At 71.8% G+C, this 16415-nt stretch carries 12 protein-coding genes and 1 other RNA gene; 10 read left to right on the top strand and 3 right to left on the bottom strand.

Going from position 1 to position 16415, the window contains the following annotated elements; genetic code table 11:
* Nucleotides 1-74: 74 nt before the first annotated feature.
* Nucleotides 75-3458, bottom strand: a complete 3384-nt coding sequence (locus SLUN_RS15285) for an FHA domain-containing protein (protein WP_108149013.1) — start codon at nt 3456-3458, stop codon at nt 75-77.
* A 434-nt stretch (nt 3459-3892) separates the two neighbouring features.
* On the opposite strand from SLUN_RS15285, the gene SLUN_RS15280 reads away from it, so the two are divergent.
* The 4 genes from SLUN_RS15280 (at nt 3893) to SLUN_RS15265 (ending at nt 9357) form a co-directional block, all read left to right on the top strand.
* Entirely contained in the window at nt 3893-5578 is a 1686-nt protein-coding gene (locus tag SLUN_RS15280; protein WP_108149012.1) for a serine/threonine-protein kinase, read from the top strand.
* Nucleotides 5579-5799: 221 nt separating this feature from the next.
* Nucleotides 5800-7080 (top strand): serine/threonine-protein kinase, encoded by a 1281-nt coding sequence (locus SLUN_RS15275; RefSeq protein ID WP_108149011.1) that lies wholly within the window; start codon nt 5800-5802, stop codon nt 7078-7080.
* A 58-nt stretch (nt 7081-7138) separates the two neighbouring features.
* Nucleotides 7139-8242 carry a peptide chain release factor 2 gene (prfB, locus tag SLUN_RS15270; protein ID WP_108149010.1) on the top strand — a complete coding sequence of 368 codons (1104 nt, stop codon included), beginning with the start codon at nt 7139-7141 and terminating at the stop codon, nt 8240-8242.
* A gap of 272 nt (nt 8243-8514) precedes the next feature.
* Complete coding sequence (locus tag SLUN_RS15265; RefSeq protein WP_108149009.1) at nt 8515-9357, top strand: hypothetical protein; 843 nt, start codon at nt 8515-8517, stop codon at nt 9355-9357.
* A 92-nt stretch (nt 9358-9449) separates the two neighbouring features.
* Here the strand turns inward: SLUN_RS15265 and SLUN_RS15260 are convergent, their stop codons facing one another.
* The gene (locus SLUN_RS15260; protein WP_108149008.1) at nt 9450-9644 is read right to left on the bottom strand and encodes a hypothetical protein; all 195 of its coding nucleotides are present in this window, start codon (nt 9642-9644) and stop codon (nt 9450-9452) included.
* A 248-nt stretch (nt 9645-9892) separates the two neighbouring features.
* On the opposite strand from SLUN_RS15260, the gene ftsE reads away from it, so the two are divergent.
* From ftsE to ssrA, 5 genes are all read left to right on the top strand, one after another.
* Complete coding sequence (gene ftsE / locus SLUN_RS15255; protein WP_108149007.1) at nt 9893-10582, top strand: cell division ATP-binding protein FtsE; 690 nt, start codon at nt 9893-9895, stop codon at nt 10580-10582.
* 40 nt (nt 10583-10622) lie between these two features.
* On the top strand, nt 10623-11549 hold the full coding sequence (gene ftsX, locus SLUN_RS15250; protein ID WP_108149006.1) for a permease-like cell division protein FtsX: 927 nt from the start codon (nt 10623-10625) through the stop codon (nt 11547-11549).
* Nucleotides 11550-11616: 67 nt separating this feature from the next.
* Nucleotides 11617-12774 carry a S41 family peptidase gene (locus SLUN_RS15245; RefSeq protein ID WP_108149005.1) on the top strand — a complete coding sequence of 386 codons (1158 nt, stop codon included), beginning with the start codon at nt 11617-11619 and terminating at the stop codon, nt 12772-12774.
* Between the two features lie 34 nt (nt 12775-12808).
* Nucleotides 12809-13288, top strand: a complete 480-nt coding sequence (gene smpB, locus SLUN_RS15240; RefSeq protein WP_108149004.1) for an SsrA-binding protein SmpB — start codon at nt 12809-12811, stop codon at nt 13286-13288.
* 99 nt (nt 13289-13387) lie between these two features.
* Nucleotides 13388-13772: a transfer-messenger RNA gene (gene ssrA / locus SLUN_RS15235) on the top strand.
* Nucleotides 13773-13861: 89 nt separating this feature from the next.
* Here ssrA and SLUN_RS15230 read toward each other — a convergent pair.
* A complete protein-coding gene (locus tag SLUN_RS15230) occupies nt 13862-15181 on the bottom strand; it encodes an MFS transporter (RefSeq protein WP_254710315.1) in 1320 nt (439 codons plus the stop codon).
* Nucleotides 15182-15264: 83 nt separating this feature from the next.
* Here SLUN_RS15230 and SLUN_RS15225 point away from each other — a divergent pair, with 83 nt between their 5' ends.
* The gene (locus SLUN_RS15225; RefSeq protein WP_108149002.1) at nt 15265-16230 is read left to right on the top strand and encodes a LysR family transcriptional regulator; all 966 of its coding nucleotides are present in this window, start codon (nt 15265-15267) and stop codon (nt 16228-16230) included.
* The last annotated feature ends 185 nt before the right edge of the window (nt 16231-16415 follow it).

Here is a 16415-nt window from a genome sequence, read left to right as displayed (position 1 = left end):
GCCAGGTGTCAACGAGCCTTTCGTGATGGCCTTGTGACGTGATGTCATGTCAAACCATGCGACTGTGCCGTCGGTCAGGGACGGGCTGGGGTCAGCGGTGGCACCGGAGCCGCGTCCACTGATCGCGCAGCTCGCTCCAGGGCACTGGCCAGAAGCGCCAAGTCCGTTGGCCCATTGCCCAGTTCACGAACGGGCCTGCGGGTCGGCGGATCGCCCATCCGCTCCCACTCGAGCGGCACCACAGTGGGACGCAAGGTCGCCGTACGCGGAATGCGCCCCGTCACCCGGCCGCTCTGGAACGGTGTCACCCGGCCGTCCGGATGCCCGAGCCGGCCCCGCCCGGGGGCAGGGTCCTCAGGCCCCGGCGAGGCGGGCGGGGCGTCCAGCACGATGCGCAGCCGCGCGCCGTTCGCCAGCTCCGTGTCGGCCGTACGGTCCGGACGGGCGGACGTCGCCACCAGATGTACGCCGAGCCGCTCGCCGTCCCGCGCCACGGCCTCCAGGGCCCGTACGACGGAACCGGCCGCGGGCCGCCCGGTGCTGCCGAGGGCCGGGGCGACCAGCGCGTCGAAGTCGTCGACCAGCAGCACGAGCCGGGGCAGCGGGGGCGGCCCCTCCGCCTTCGTACGGGCTCCGGGGCGCAGCCGGAGCGTGCCGCTGGAGGGCGAGTCCAGGTCGCCGCGCTGCTCGGCGGCGCTCGGCGGCCGCTGGCCCACCATCCGGTCCGCCGCCTCGCGCTGCGTGTGCCACTCGGCGAAGCCCACGCTGCCCAGCAGCTCGGACCGCCGCTTCAGCTCGGCCCCCAGCGCCTGCGCGAAGGCCCGCATACGGACCGGGTCCCAGGCGGCCAAGTGCTCGGTGACATGCGGGAGTTCGGTGCAGCAGGCCAGGCCTTCGCCGCGCTCGCCGCCGGCGCCGTCCACCAGCAGCAGACCGAGCCGGTCCGGGCGGCCGGCGGCGGCCAGCGAGGCCGCGACGGAGCGCAGCAGCTCCGTACGGCCGCTGCCCGCCGGGCCCTCGATCAGCAGATGCGGGCCCTCCTCGGTCAGATCGACGGCGAGCGGGCCGCGCGGGCCCGCGCCGAGCACCGCGGTGCCGTCGCCCGCCGATGCCCAGCGCGCCATCAGCGATGCGGGGGTGGCGCGGGCCAGACCCAGCTCGTCGAGGAGCCGCGCGGACCGGGGCAGCGCCGTGGCCCGGCCGGGGTGCGTGCTCCCGCCCTCGGCGCGCAGCGGCGCGAGCGCGCGGCCGAAGCGCTCCGCCCAGGCCGCCGAGACCGCGTCCACCGCGCCGACCCTGCCGTGCCCGGCGGGCTGCCCGCCCGCCGTACGCATCAGCCGCAGCGCCGTCGCCACATCACCGCTCAGCAGGGCGACCGCCCCGCACTCGCGGAAGGCGAGCGAGGCCGCGCACGCCGACTCGTACGTCGCGGCCACCGGCGAGAGGGGCGAGGCGGCCGGGGTCTCGGCCAGACAGATCAGATGGATCCCGGCGGCGGAACCGGCACCGGCGAGGCGGGCCGTCGTCTCGCGCAGCGCGGCGGATCCGGGGTCGCCGTCCACGATGACGACGGTACGAGCCCCTTCGTACCGCGCGGCCGCATCGGCGACGGACCTGCGGTCGGCGCTCGGCCAGCCCGGGCCGAGCGGTCCGTCGTCCAGGCGGCGGGTCAGCTCGGCGCTGCGGGCAGTGGCCTGGTCCCGGTCGTAGGCGAGGAGCAGGCGGCAGTCCTGGCCGTGCGCGGGCCGCAGATGCGGCAGCCAGCCGAGCCAGGCCCACTCGCCCCTGCGCTCCTCCAGGCTCCGGGTCCGGTCCGTGGAGATCAGCACGATCTCCAGGTCGACGGGCGAGTGCAGCGCGGCGAGCTGGGCGACGGCGGACCGGGCCAGACCGGCCAGCCGTGCCCTGGGCCCGGCGAGCCCGAGCGAACCGGCCTCGCGCAGGCCGACGGTCACCGGTACGGAGGGCAGCTCGGCCCGGTCGGTCGTGCCGAGCCGCAGGACGAGCGACTCGGGATGCGCCGGTCCCCGCTCCCAGAGGCGGGGGCCGGGTCCGAGCGCGGTGAGCAGCACCGCGGCCGGATCGGGCCAGCTCTCGACCGCGGGCGCGGCGGGGACCCAGCGGCCCGGCCGGGGCGGGAGCTCGGGCGCGGGCTCGTCCCGGCCACCGGCGAGCCGCCGCGCCCAGGCGCCTATACCGCGTCTGCGGGTGACGCCGTCGGGCATCCGGATGCCGCGGGCGTGGGTGCCCTGCCGCGGAGCCCCGTCGGAGGCGGTACGGCTGTGCGCCTCGAGCGCGCCGCCGGCTCCCCCCTGGGTGCCGTTCGCGTCGGTCGCGTCGGCCGCCCTGGAGTGCGTGGTGTCGCCGATGTCGGAGCCGTAGGTGTACAGGGTCCCCGCGGCACCGTGGGCGGCGCCGGTGGGGGCGGTGGGAGCGATGGGGTCGTACTGGGTGGGCACCCGGGGGTCGGCACCGGGGAGCGCGGGGCCGTGCTCGCCGGGGGCGGAGCTGCGGGGAGCCGACGCGTCGGGACGGAAGTTGCCGGGTGCCGTCCCGGGGCCGTACTCGCCGGATGCCGACCCGCGGGGGCCGGAGCCGCCGGGCGCCGTTCCGCCGGTGCCGTATTCACCAGGTCCTGAGCTGTCGGGGCGGTACCCGCCCGACGCCGGCCCGCGGGCTGTGTATTCGCCAGGCCCGGCGCCGGCCGGGCCGTACCCACCGGATGAGGATCCGCCGGACTCCGGCTCGCCCGCACCAGTCCTCTCCGCGTCCGGCCTGGTCACGCGCAGGTGGCCCTCGCCGTCCGGGGCCGTGGTGAGCGCGGGTGCCCGCTCGCCCGGGGTCAAGCGCAGTGTCGACTCGCCCAGTCGCAGCAGCGCCCCCGCGGGCAGCCGGACCTGGCGCGTGCCCACCGCCGCGCCGTCCAGCGTGGTGCCGTTCGTCGAGCCGAGGTCCGCCACCGTGACCCGGCCGTCCTCGGCGACCGTGACCGCGCAGTGCAGCCGTGAGACGTCCGGGTCGTCCAGCGGTACGTCCGCGTCGGCGGAGCGGCCGATCCTGATCTGGCCGCCGTGCAGCAGATGGACGCCGCCCGCGTCGGGACCCGCCACCACATGGAGCTGGGCCGAGGCGTCCGTACCGGGCGACTCGTCCTCACCCGGGAACTGGAGGGAGAGCACCGCGCCGTCCACCAGCGGCGGCTCGCCGAGGGTGCGGCGCTGGGCGTCGAGCCGCTCCTGGCCCGCGTACAGCACGACGGTGCCCGAGACATCGGGTCCTGAGACGGCCGCTGCCAGGCCGGAGGCCACGGCGGCCAGCGCCGTCCCGGCGGGCGCGGTGATCAGCACGTCGCAGGCACGGCCCGCGAAGGCGTACGGCGCATGCGGCGGGCGTGAGTCATGGCCCGCGGCCGCGGACTGCCCGCTGCGCGGCGCGAGAACGGTCAGCCGGATCTGCATCGCCGTCAGCAATCCCTTCTGCGCGGGGTGCCCGGCAGGGGAGCCGCCTGTGATCGCCCCCACCCGGCAGGTCGGCACACGACGCAGGGCTCCCGCCCCCACGACTGCGTGCTGAGGGGCATCCTCGCACCTGCCACTGACAACACGCCCGGGAGCCACCGGTAAGTGATCTTGATTGGTCGGCTCTGGGCGTAAAAATGCCTGCTTGGGATCTGATCCGGAACGTGAGTGACGTTCGCGGCACGGCCGTTCGGCAACCTTTCGGCAACCATCCGTACGACGTCGGCGTCTTTCTTTCGAACGCCTCTGGGCAGGTGGCCGAAAGACAACCCGGCCGGTGCCCCGTTCGGCGGCACTAAAGTGGGTCGGACACCCGGGCGGGGCACAGTGGCTCGGAACCAGGCAAGGACCACGACCAGCAGGGAGCGCATGACGTGCGGCCGGTAGGCAGCAAGTACCTGCTCGAGGAGCCCCTCGGGCGCGGAGCCACGGGCACCGTCTGGCGAGCCAGTCAGCGGGAGACCGCGGGCGCCGAGGCGGCCGTGGCCGGCCAGCCCGGCGAGACCGTCGCGATCAAGGTCCTCAAGGAGGAGCTCGCGAACGACGCGGACGTGGTGATGCGCTTCCTGCGCGAGCGCTCCGTCCTGCTCCGCCTCACCCACCCGAACATCGTGCGCACCCGCGACCTCGTCGTCGAGGGTGATCTGCTGGCCCTGGTCATGGACCTGATCGACGGCCCGGACCTGCACCGCTACATTCGCGAGAACGGCCCGCTCACCCCGGTCGCCGCCTCTCTGCTGACCGCGCAGATCGCGGACGCGCTCGCCGCCAGCCACGCCGACGGCGTCGTCCACCGCGACCTCAAGCCCGCGAACGTACTGCTCAAGACCGACGCCGACGGCCAGATGCACCCGATGCTGACCGACTTCGGCATCGCGCGCCTCGCGGACTCCCCTGGCCTGACCCGTACGCACGAGTTCGTCGGCACACCCGCGTATGTCGCTCCGGAATCCGCCGAGGGCCGCCCGCAGACCTCCGCCGTCGACATCTACGGCGCGGGCATCCTGCTGTACGAACTGGTCACCGGCAGGCCCCCGTTCGCGGGCGGCACCGCGCTCGAAGTGCTCCACCGCCACCTGAGCGAGGAGCCCCGCCGCCCCACCACCGTGCCCGAGCCCCTGTGGACGGTCATAGAGCGCTGTCTGCGCAAGGAGCCCGCCGAGCGGCCCAGCGCCGAGAACCTCGCCCGCGGGCTGCGCACGGTCGCGGCCGGTATCGGCGTGCACTCCTCGTCCGCGCAGGTCGAGGCCGCACTCGGGGTCGCCGCGCTGCTCGCGCCCGACCCCTCGCCGGCCCCGGTGCCCGCGACCCCGGGCGCGGCAGACCCGACGCAGGTGCTGCCGAACAACGCCGGTTCGTACGACCCCAACGGCGCGACCAGCGTCATGCCGACCAGCGCGGCGAACGCCGGGAACACGGGGAACGCCGACCCGACCGCGGTCATGCCGCCCGTGCCGCCGGGCGGGCCGCGTCCGGAGGACCCGCACCCCTGGCAGTCCCAGCTGCAGGCGGCCCGCGACCGCAACGAGCAGACGCAGGTCCAGTACCTCGACCCGAGCCAGGACCCGCTGCGCCGCCGCCCGCAGCGCCAGCAGCAGCCGCAGGATCGGCGTCCACAGCCTCAGCCGTACGCGCAGCAGCCCCAGCCGTACCCGCCCCAGCGCCAGCAGCAGCCGCAGCGCCAGCAGCAGCGACAGCAGTACGCCCCGCCGCCGCAGCAACAGCAGTACGCGCCCCCGCAGCAGCCGCCGCCCCAGCAGCCCGCCCCGCGGCAGCCGCGTCAGCGCAACCCCAACCGGACGCGGATCCCGGGCCTCGGCTGCCTCAAGGGCTGCCTGGTCAGCGTGGTCCTGATCATCGTCGCGGGCTGGCTGGTCTGGGAGCTGACCCCACTCCAGGGCTGGATCGCGGAGGGCAAGAGCTACTGGGACGCGATCGGCGACGGCATCTCGAAGGTGTCGAACTGGGTCTCGGGCCTCGGCGACTCGGACCCGGCCACCGGCGACACCGGCCCGGGCCCCGGCTCGGACGTCGGCCCCGGCTCGGACGGCGGGCAGTAGCGACTCTGTAGCTTTGTCGACTTCTGCGGGGTGATTTCCCTCGCAGAAGTGAAGGTTGGCGCCATCCGGGGCACACAGCCCCCGGAGGCCCGCGTACGTTACTCGGGTGCGCCTTGCGTGTCCCCGTCGGCCACGGTGTCCGGCCTGCCTTTCGGGCCGGGGGTCCGGGGTTGTCCCCCGGGTGGACACAGCGGGCAACGCCAGCCGCTGAGGGAGCAGTCTTGGCACGGAATATCGGCAGCCGCTACACGGCCCACCAGATCCTGGGGCGGGGCAGCGCCGGCACGGTGTGGCTCGGCGAGGGACCCGAAGGGCCCGTCGCCATCAAGCTGTTGCGCGAGGACCTGGCATCCGACCAGGAGCTCGTCGGACGCTTCGTCCAGGAGCGCACGGCCCTGCTCGGACTCGACCACCCCAAGGTCGTCGGCGTCCGCGACCTCGTCGTCGACGGCAACGACCTCGCGCTCGTCATGGACCTCGTCCGCGGCACGGATCTGCGCACCCGCCTCGACCGCGAGCGCCGCCTCGCCCCCGAAGCGGCCGTCGCGATCATCGCGGACGTCGCCGACGGCCTCGCCGCGGCGCACGCCGCCGGCGTCGTCCACCGCGACGTCAAGCCCGAGAACATCCTGCTCGACATGGAGGGCCCGCTCGGTCCGGCCGGCTCCCACCCCGCGCTGCTCACCGACTTCGGCGTCGCCAAGCTGATCGACACCCCGCGCCGCACCAAGGCACTGCGCCCCGCCGGTGCGAACCCGCAGAACCCGCCGACCCCGTCGGGCATCATCGGCACCCCCGACTACATCGCCCCCGAGATCGTCGAGGGCCTGCCACCCCGGGCCGCGGTCGACATCTACGCCCTCGCCACCGTCCTGTACGAGCTCCTCGCGGGCTTCACACCCTTCGGCGGCGGCCACCCCGGCGCCGTACTGCGCCGCCACGTCACCGAGACCGTGGTCCCCCTCCCGGGCATCCCCGACGAGCTGTGGCAGCTCATCGTCCAGTGCCTGGCCAAGGCCCCCGCCTCCCGGCTCCGCGCCTCCGAACTGGCCACCCGCCTCCACGACCTGCTCCCGCTGATCGCGGGCATGCCGCCGCTGGACGTCGACGAGCCCGATGTCGAGCCCGCCCCGGAGCCGTACGAGGACGCCGCCCCGGCCGCCCGGGACGAGCCCCGCCGCCGCGGAGCGGTCCCCCTCGTCCCCGGCGCGACGCCCGCGGACTCCAACCGCGACACCCACACCTCGATGCGCGTCCCGGCCCCGGACGAGCTGGCGGGCGGCGCCCGCGGTACGGCCCGCGCCCCCCGCACCCCGGGCCAGCGCCGCCCCGGCTCGGCCCGTCACAAGGCGGACGCGGTCCGTAAGCGCCGCATCACGCTGGGAGTCGCGGCGCTGGTCGTGGCCGCGGCGGTGGGCGTCGGCGGCTGGCTGGCGACGAGCGACGGCGACACGGAAGCGCCCCCACAGGACTCCAAGCAGTCGGCGCCCTCCGAGCCCTAGGAAAGGACCGCAGGCCCTGTGGGGTCGGGGTGTCGCGCCCAGCCGTTACGCTGGACCCGTGGCAGTCGTCGATGTATCCGAAGAGCTGAAGTCCCTCTCCTCGACCATGGGGTCGATCGAGGCCGTCCTGGACCTCGAGAAGATGAGGGCAGACATCGCTGTGCTCGAGGAGCAGGCCGCAGCCCCGTCCCTGTGGGACGACCCGGACGCGGCCCAGAAGATCACCAGCAAGCTCTCGCACCTCCAGGCCGAGCTCCGCAAGACGGAGGCGCTCCGCGGGCGGATCGACGACCTGAGCGTGATGTTCGAGCTCGCCGAGGACGAGGGTGACGCGGACGCGCTCGCCGAGGCCGAGTCCGAGCTCATCGCCGTCCGCAAGGCGCTGGACGAGATGGAAGTCCGTACGCTCCTCTCCGGCGAGTACGCCGAACGCGAGGCGCTGGTCAACATCCGCGCCGAGGCCGGCGGCGTCGACGCCTCCGACTTCGCCGAGCGCCTGCAGCGCATGTATCTGCGCTGGGCCGAGCGCCACGGCTACCCGACCGAGGTCTACGAGACCTCGTACGCGGAAGAGGCCGGCATCAAGTCGACCACCTTCGTGGTCAAGGCCCCCTACGCATACGGCACGCTCTCCGTCGAGCAGGGCACGCACCGCCTGGTGCGTATCTCGCCGTTCGACAATCAGGGCCGCCGTCAGACGTCGTTCGCGGGCGTCGAGGTGCTGCCGGTCGTCGAGAAGACCGATCACGTCGAGATCGACGAGTCCGAGCTGCGCGTCGACGTGTACCGCGCCTCCGGCCCCGGCGGTCAGGGCGTCAACACCACTGACTCCGCCGTGCGGTTGACGCACATCCCGACCGGCATCGTCGTCTCCTGTCAGAACGAGCGCTCGCAGATCCAGAACAAGGCGAGCGCGATGAACGTCCTCCAGGCCAAGTTGCTCGAGCGGCGACGCCAGGAGGAGCAGGCCAGGATGGACGCGCTCAAGGACGGGGGCAGCTCCTGGGGCAACCAGATGCGTTCGTACGTCCTGCACCCGTACCAGATGGTCAAGGACCTCCGTACGGAGTTCGAAGTGGGCAATCCGCAGGCCGTACTTGACGGTGAGATCGACGGCTTCCTGGAGGCCGGAATTCGCTGGCGCAAGCAGCAGGAGAAGTAGCGAAGCGCTTTGTCGACAAGGGAACTGCCGCCCCAGGGGCGGCAGTTCCCTTTTATGTCACAGTTGCATCCTCGCAGGTCAGTCAACTGCCCTGATACCGGACATCGCACGCGCAACGACCTTGACGCCCTTGCGAATCTTGGGAAAGCTGACGCGCGGCATGCGTATCTACTGGGGCGCATGAGTTACGGGGGCCGAACGAGAACACCCCCCACGGCAGTTGCCCCGGACGCTGCTCCATTGACTAGATAGCTACTGGGGGTAGCAGCCAGATGATGAAGAAGACGCGGATCCGCGTCGCGCGAATAGCTGCCGGCTCGGTGATCGCCGCCGGTGCGTCGCTGACCGCCGCGGGCGCCGCTCAGGCCGTTGGTGTCGACCTCGAGCTCGGTCCTGTCAAGGCGTCGGCCAAGGCGAACGAGCACGGCCTCGATGCCGGTATCGGTATCAACGAAGGCGAGGGTGACACCGAGGGTGCCACCGAGGGCGGCTCCGGTGGCCCGGGCGGTGTCATCAGCGGCACGACGGGTGACCCGGGTACGTCGGGTGCGACCACGGGTGACCCCGGCACGACCGGTGCCACGACTGGTGACCCGGGTACGACGGGTGCGACCACGGGTGACCCTGGCACGACCGGTGCCACCACGGGTGACCCGGGTACGACGGGTGCGACCACGGGTGACCCCGGCACGACCGGTGCCACCACGGGTGACCCGGGTACGACGGGTGCCACCACGGGTGACCCCGGCACGACCGGTGCCACCACGGGTGACCCGGGTACGACCGGTGCCACCACCGGTGACCCCGGCACGACCGGTGCCACCACCGGTGACCCCGGCACCACCGGTGGCTCGGCCGACGGCGGGACCACCGCTGGTGGCACCACGACCGGTGGGACCGCTGACGGTGGCACGACCACTGACGGTGGCACTGGAACCGACACCGACAGCGCCGGCTCCAAGCCGGTCGAGCAGGGCGAGGCCAAGGAGGAGCTGGCGGAGACCGGCGCCGCCGAGACCACGTTCCTGCTGATCGGTGCCGCGACGATGATCGCCGGTGGCATCGGCTTCCGCATGCTCCCGCGTCTCGTCGGCGGCGGGCGCACCATCGCCTGAGCGACCCAGCACACGCAGTACATACAGAGAAGGGCCCGGGGTGCGCTACAGCACCCCGGGCCCTCCTTTACGTCTTTGCGTGCTCCGTGCGTCTACGCGGTCTGGTGCGCGGCCAGCAGCGCCACCGCCGCAACCAGCACCACCAGCAGAGTCAGCAGCGCCACCGGGCTCAGGCCGCCGAGGGGGCCCTCCTGCTGCAGCCGCTCGCGGTTCGCCCGGCATACCGGGCAGCGGCCCTCGTTCACCGGGGCCGCGCAGTTGGCGCACACCAATCGGTCGTAGGTCATGCGCTCTCCTCCTCACGCGCGCCAGCAATGTCGGCGCGGACCGTAAGCACAGTTCTCTCCCGACAACGCTCAGGGAAACGCAACTGTTCCCCTACCACTGTGCCAGCTCTCGTGCGTTTCGGCGCGCCCCGCCGGATTGACCCGTTACGCGAACGGACAAAATGGGCATCTCGTGACGCCGACTGCGCGCCCCATCCGGCTTCGCGTAAGGTCACGCACACCTACTCCCGGCCGACCGTGGTGCACCCGTGATCCGATTCGACAACGTCTCCAAGATCTACCCCAAGCAGAGCCGCCCAGCCCTGCGCGACGTCTCACTCGACATCGCCAAGGGGGAGTTCGTCTTCCTCGTCGGCTCGTCCGGTTCCGGCAAGTCGACCTTCCTGCGGCTGGTTCTGCGCGAAGAGCGTGCCAGTCAGGGTCTGGTCCACGTCCTCGGCAAGGACCTGGCCAGGCTGTCGAACTGGAAGGTGCCGCAGATGCGCCGCCAGCTCGGCACGGTCTTCCAGGACTTCCGCCTCCTCCCCAACAAGACCGTCGCCGAGAACGTGGCGTTCGCGCAGGAGGTCATCGGCAAGCCGCGCGGTGAGATCCGCAAGGCCGTGCCCCAGGTCCTCGACCTCGTCGGCCTCGGCGGCAAGGAGGACCGGATGCCCGGTGAGCTCTCCGGCGGTGAGCAGCAGCGCGTCGCGATCGCGCGGGCCTTCGTCAACCGCCCCATGCTGCTGATCGCGGACGAGCCGACCGGAAACCTCGACCCGCAGACCTCCGTGGGCATCATGAAGCTGCTGGACCGGATCAACCGGACCGGCACCACCGTGATCATGGCGACCCACGACCAGAACATCGTCGACCAGATGCGCAAGCGCGTCATCGAGCTCGAGAAGGGCCGTCTCGTACGCGACCAGGCACGCGGCGTCTACGGCTACCAGCACTGAGCACGTAGAGCGACACGACTGAAAGGCTGAAGGACTCGCTATGCGCGCCCAGTTCGTACTGTCGGAGATCGGCGTCGGTCTCCGCCGCAATCTCACGATGACCTTCGCCGTCATCGTTTCCGTAGCCCTCTCACTCGCCCTGTTCGGCGGTGCGCTGCTCATGCGCGAGCAGGTCAGCACGATGAAGGACTTCTGGTACGACAAGGTCAACGTCTCGATCTTCCTCTGCAACAAGAACGACGCGGCGACCCCGTCGGCGACCTCCAAGTGCGCCAAGGGCGCCGTCACCGCGCTGCAGAAGAAGCAGATCGACAGCGATCTCAAGAAGATGGACGTGGTCGACACCGTCCACCTCGAGACGGCCGAAGAGGCGTACAAGCACTACCGGGAGCAGTACGGCGACACCCCCATCGCCACCACCATCACGCCGGACCAGATGCAGGAGTCGTTCCGCGTCAAGCTGGAGGACCCGGAGAAGTACAAGGTGGTCGCGACCGCCTTCGCCGGCCGGGACGGGGTGCAGTCCGTCCAGGACCAGCGCAACATCCTGGAGAATCTCTTCTCCCTCATGAACGGCATGAATATCGCCGCGCTCTTCGTGATGGCGCTGATGCTGCTGATTGCGCTGATGCTGATCGTCAACACCGTGCGCGTTTCGGCGTTCAGCCGCCGTCGTGAGACGGGCATCATGCGGCTTGTGGGAGCATCCAGCTTCTACATCCAGATGCCGTTCATCATGGAGGCCGCCTTCGCCGGTCTGCTGGGCGGTCTGGTCGCCTCCGCCATGCTGCTGGTGGGCAGATACTTCCTGATCGACCATGGTCTGGCGCTCTCCGAGAAGATGCAGCTGATCAACTTCATCGGCTGGGACGCGGTGGTCACCAAGCTGCCACTGGTGATCGCGATCGGGCTGCTGATGCCCGCTGTGGCCGCTTTCATCGCTTTGCGCAAGTACCTCAAGGTGTGACAAGGGCCAAGGGCGTCGTACGGCCAACCGCCGTACGGCGCCCTTGGCTTGTCCTAGAGTGGCAGCCATGCCGGGCCCGGAGTTCTGCCCTCGGCCCCGCCGCATCCGCCGCGGGGCGGCCCTGACATTGGTATTCGCAAGCGTTCTCGCCACCGCGGCCGCCACCAACGGTCTGCCGCGCGACGACGAGAACGCGCCCCGCCCCCTCTCCGCCCGCGCCGCTGCCGCGACCGTCGACCGCGAGGTCGTCGCCCGCGCCGCCGCCGAGGCGATGGCGGACGGCAAGTCCGGTACGAAGGCGGCCGAGGAGGTCGTCAGCCGCAGCGGGGACCGCTGGGGCGCGGTGTACGACAAGGCCGAGTACGAGGAGTTCGAGCAGTCCCTCGACGGCGAGTACACGGGCGTGGGCCTGGGGGCCAGGCGCGACGGCGACGGGCACGTGGAAGTGGCCAGGGTCCAGCCCGGCGGCCCCGCCGACAAGGCGGGCATCCGGGCAGGCGACCGGCTCGGGACGATCGACGGCCTGCGGATCGACAAGCGTCCGGTCACCGAGGTCGTGGCGCTGCTGCGTGGCGACGACCGTACGAAGGTCGTCCTGGGGCTGGAGCGAGACGGCCGGAAATGGGCCGAGACCCTGCTGCGGGCCACGCTGGCCACCGAGGCGGTCATCGTCCGTAACCTCGACGACGGCGCCGTCATGATCAAGGTCGCCTCGTTCACCAAGGGCTCGGGCGCTCAGGTCCGGGACGCGGTCCGGGACGCCCCCGCGGGCGCCGGCGTCCTGCTCGATCTGCGCGGCAACGCCGGCGGCCTGGTCGCCGAGGCCGTCACCGCCGCCTCCGCCTTCCTGGACGGCGGCCTGGTCGCCACGTACGACATAAGGGGCGAGCAGCGGGCCCTGTACGCGACACCCGGCGGTGACACCGACAGACCCGTGGTCGCGCTCGTCGACGGCGGCACGATGAGCGCCGCCGAGCTGGTCACCGGGGCGCTGCAGGACCGCGGGCGGGCGATCACCGTCGGTTCGCGCACCTTCGGCAAGGGCTCGGTGCAGATGCCCAGCCGCCTTCCGGACGGCTCCGTCGCCGAGCTGACCGTGGGCCACTACCGCACTCCGGCGGGCCACAGCGTCGACGGCCGGGGCATCACACCGGACCTCGCCGCGAGCGAGCGTGCCGAGGAACGGGCCCGGACGGTGCTGAGTGGCCTCGGGGGCACATCGTAAAAAGGTTGCGGTGTAGTGCGAAAATGATCGGACTATGGCTAAGGAAACAGGGCGCAAGCTGATCGCGCAGAACAAGAAGGCGCGGCACGACTACCACATCCTCGACACCTACGAGTGCGGTCTCGTGCTGACGGGTACCGAGGTGAAGTCGCTGCGCCAGGGGCGGGCCTCGCTCGTGGACGGCTTCGTCCAGATCGACAATCACGAGGCGTGGCTGCACAACGTGCATGTGCCCGAGTACACCCAGGGGACGTGGACCAACCACAGCGCGCGGCGCAAGCGGAAACTGCTGATGCACCGGGCCGAGATCGACAAGCTCGAGTCGAAGACCCAGGAGACCGGGCACACGATCGTGCCGCTGGCGCTGTACTTCAAGGACGGCCGGGCCAAGGTCGAGATCGCGCTGGCGAAGGGCAAGAAGGAGTACGACAAGCGGCAGACGCTGCGGGAGAAGCAGGACCGGCGGGAGACGGACCGCGTGATCTCGGCGGCGAAGCGGCGCGAGCGGGCCTGAGCGGTGGGCGCGGGGGAATAGGCTGGCACCGTCGGGCGTTGGTCACGTACGATGGCAGCTGCACCTCACGGGGTGTGCACCACCTTGAAAAATGAACATGGGGATGATCGGTTTCGACAGCGGATGTCGAAGCAGGGGAAGCGAGCCGAGGAAGCGGCAATGATCTCGTTAACCATATGTCGCAACCAATAATCGCCACTTCCAAGAGCGATTCCCGCGCCTTCGCGCTCGCTGCCTAATTAGCAGCTAGCGAAGGCCTTCGGGTGTCAGCCCGGGGCTGTTCCCGACCCGGATCCTGGCATCAGCTAGGGGACTAAACCTCTAAGCCCGGTCACGGGGCTTAGAGGGAAACCAAACAGTGACTGAGCCCGTCGGAGACTTGTTCGCGTGATCTCCGGGGCTGAGAAAATCGCAGCGAACTGCGCTCGGAGAAGCCCTGATTCTGCACCGTTGGACGCGGGTTCGATTCCCGCCATCTCCACAATTCCCATGTTGAGACGAAGGCCCGGCTGTTACGACAGCCGGGCCTTCGTCGTGCGCTCACCCGCATGTGCTCACCCGCGTGCGCTCAGCTCAGGGCCGGACGGACCGGCTCCCCGGGCGGGTTCCCCGGCGGGCCGCCGGCGACAGCAGCAGCGCCAGGGCCGCGGCGGCGACCGGCAGCGCGTATCCGGCGGCCGCGCCCGCCTCCTCCACCAGCCGGCCGCTGGTGGCCGAGCCGGCCGCGATGCCGCCGAGGATCGCGGTGACAGCGAGCGTCATGCCCTCGTTCAGGCTGTCCCGCGGGGTCAGCCGCTGGATCAGGGTCATGCCGGTGACCATGGTCGGGGCGGTCGCCGCGCCCGCGAACAGCAGTGCCGCGGCGAGCACGGTGGCCGAGCCCGTACGGGAGGCGAGCAGCGGCAGCGTCATCAGCGCGGTCATCGCGGCGAGGCAGCCCGTCAGCCTGCCCGGCACGCTGCGGGCCGGGCGCACCGATCCGTACAGCAGGCCCGCCACGCACGATCCTGCGGCCTGCAGCGCGAGCAGACCTCCCGCCGCAGGGCCGTCCAGATACGCGAGCGTGGTGACCTCCAGCGCGCCGAAGACCGCGCCCGTGGCGAGGAAGACGGCGAGCAGTGGCACCATCCCGGCCGTACGGAGCGGGGAGCGGGCCCGCGTCGGGTGCGCGGCCACCGGCGGCTCCGTCGACCGCTGGGCCGCGAAGATCAGCACGCCGGTGAGCAGCAGGACCACGCCGGTCAGGGTGCCCGCCTCGGGGAAGAACGCGGAGCACAGGAACGCCGCGAGCACCGGGCCGAGCATGAAGCACAGCTCATCCGCGGCCTGCTCGAAGGCGTTCGCGGTGTGCTGCGCGGCCGCGTCGCCCTGGTGGAGATGGGCCCAGCGGGCGCGGGACATGCCGCCGGTGTTGGGTGTGGTGGCGGTCGCGGCGTACGCGGCGAAGAGGGTCCAGTCGGGCGCACCGAGGTGTACGCACAGCAGCAGGGCGAGCGAGCCGAGCGCGGCGAGGGCGGCGGCGGGCACGGCGATGCGGGCCTGCCCGTGCCGGTCCACGAGCCGCGCGGTCCACGGCGCGACCAGCGCGGTGACGGCGAGACCGGTGGCGGTGACGGCTCCGGCGAGGGCGTAGGAGCCGCGGGATCCGGCGATCATGATGACGGCGCTGACGCTGAACATGCCCATGGGGAGGCGGGCGAGGAGGTTGCCGGCGGTGAAGGCTGCGGCGCCCTTCGGCTCGAAGAGCCGTCGGTAGGGCGAGCGTCCACCGCCGGGGCCCTGCCCCGGACCCCGCGCGGGGGCTCCGCCCCCGGTTCGGGAAGGGGCGGGCAGGGGAACAGGCCCGTCGCAGGCGTCGGCGGAAGGCGCCTGCGGGGCGTCGGATTGCGGCATGCGGCCACCCTCCCCGTGCGCGGCGCACACCGTCCAACACCTGCTCAGACCCCATTGACACACCCTCGTTGTAAATTCGCCCCGTGCCCCGAGACCTCGACCCCCGCCTCCTCCGCGCCTTCACCGCCGTCGCCGACGAGCTGCACTTCACCCGTGCCGCCGCCGCGCTGTATGTCGCGCAGCAGGCCCTCAGCCGCGATATCCGGCGCCTGGAGCGGGAGCTGGGCGTCGAGCTGTTCGTACGGACCACCCGGCAGGTGACACTCACGGGTGACGGCGAGCGGCTGCTGCCGTACGCGCGCGGGGTGTTGCAGGCCCAGGACGAGCTGCTGGCCGCCGCATCGGGGTCGGCGCGGCCGCTCCTCGTCGACCTCAACAGCGAAGGCATGGCATCCGGCCGCGTCCTGGCGCGGGCGCGCGAACTCGCCCCGGAGTGTGAGCTGATGGCCCGCTTCGAGAGCGGGCTGACAGGCGCCGCCGCCGAGATCATCGCGGGGCGGCTCGATGTCTCCTTCGGGCGTTTCGCCGGCCTCGAACCCGGCGTACGGGCGCTGCTGTCCCACCAGCCCGTGCGGTACGAGCCGATGGCCGTGCTGCTGCCGGTCGACCACCCTCTCGCAGCGCGTTCGCGGATCCCGCTGGACGCGCTCGCGGGCGAGACCGTGTACGCCGGGGCCGGCAATCCGGGGACCCTGGAGTGGACGGATCTGGCGCGGCGGCTCTTCGCCGGACGGGGGATCGCCGTCGCGGCGTCCGCGCCCATGGCCGTGGGCGTCGAGGAGTTCCGCCGAGTGATGGCCAAGTGGCGTAACCCGGTTCTGGCGGTGGTCGACTTTCCGGCCATGCCGGACACCGTGCTGCGCCCGATCGTCGATCCCGTACCGCTGTCACCGCTCTCGCTCGTGTGGCGCAAAGGCGTGTGTCATCCCGGCGTTGACGCGCTTCGAGCAGCGGCCGACGAACTTGCCGGGCGTGAGGGGTGGCTGGAACACGACCCTTCCTGCTGGTTGCCCGAATGTGACAAGTCGACCATGTGTGACAACAACTGACACATGGTCACGAGAGCCACCGGTGTGCGCTACATTCTGGGTCCGGTCGCGGTGAGTCAGGGACGCTCGGGTGGGGTGGGGATCCAATCCGACGAAAACCGGTCAGTCGTACGCGTGCCCGAAATTCAGCCAGTGGGGATGTGTGCGCAGCGGTGGACAATTGGCGAGAAGATTCCCGTATCGGT

Origin of the sequence: Streptomyces lunaelactis (genome assembly GCF_003054555.1) — a bacterium.
In the GTDB taxonomy this organism is placed as follows: Bacteria; Actinomycetota; Actinomycetes; order Streptomycetales; family Streptomycetaceae; genus Streptomyces; species Streptomyces lunaelactis.
The sequence above is the reverse complement of the archived record's forward strand: the minus strand, read 5'-3'. Positions and strand labels throughout refer to the sequence as shown.

Excerpts from the sequence above, each read along its gene's own strand:
- SLUN_RS15285 (WP_108149013.1), bottom strand. The coding sequence starts at position 3,458 with ATGCAGATCCGGCTGACCGTTCTCGCGCCGCGCAGCGGGCAGTCCGCG.
- smpB (WP_108149004.1), top strand. The coding sequence starts at position 12,809 with ATGGCTAAGGAAACAGGGCGCAAGCTGATCGCGCAGAACAAGAAGGCG.
- ftsX (WP_108149006.1), top strand. The coding sequence starts at position 10,623 with ATGCGCGCCCAGTTCGTACTGTCGGAGATCGGCGTCGGTCTCCGCCGC.
- SLUN_RS15245 (WP_108149005.1), top strand. The coding sequence starts at position 11,617 with ATGCCGGGCCCGGAGTTCTGCCCTCGGCCCCGCCGCATCCGCCGCGGG.
- SLUN_RS15260 (WP_108149008.1), bottom strand. The coding sequence starts at position 9,644 with ATGACCTACGACCGATTGGTGTGCGCCAACTGCGCGGCCCCGGTGAAC.
- SLUN_RS15230 (WP_254710315.1), bottom strand. The coding sequence starts at position 15,181 with ATGCCGCAATCCGACGCCCCGCAGGCGCCTTCCGCCGACGCCTGCGAC.
- SLUN_RS15265 (WP_108149009.1), top strand. The coding sequence starts at position 8,515 with ATGATGAAGAAGACGCGGATCCGCGTCGCGCGAATAGCTGCCGGCTCG.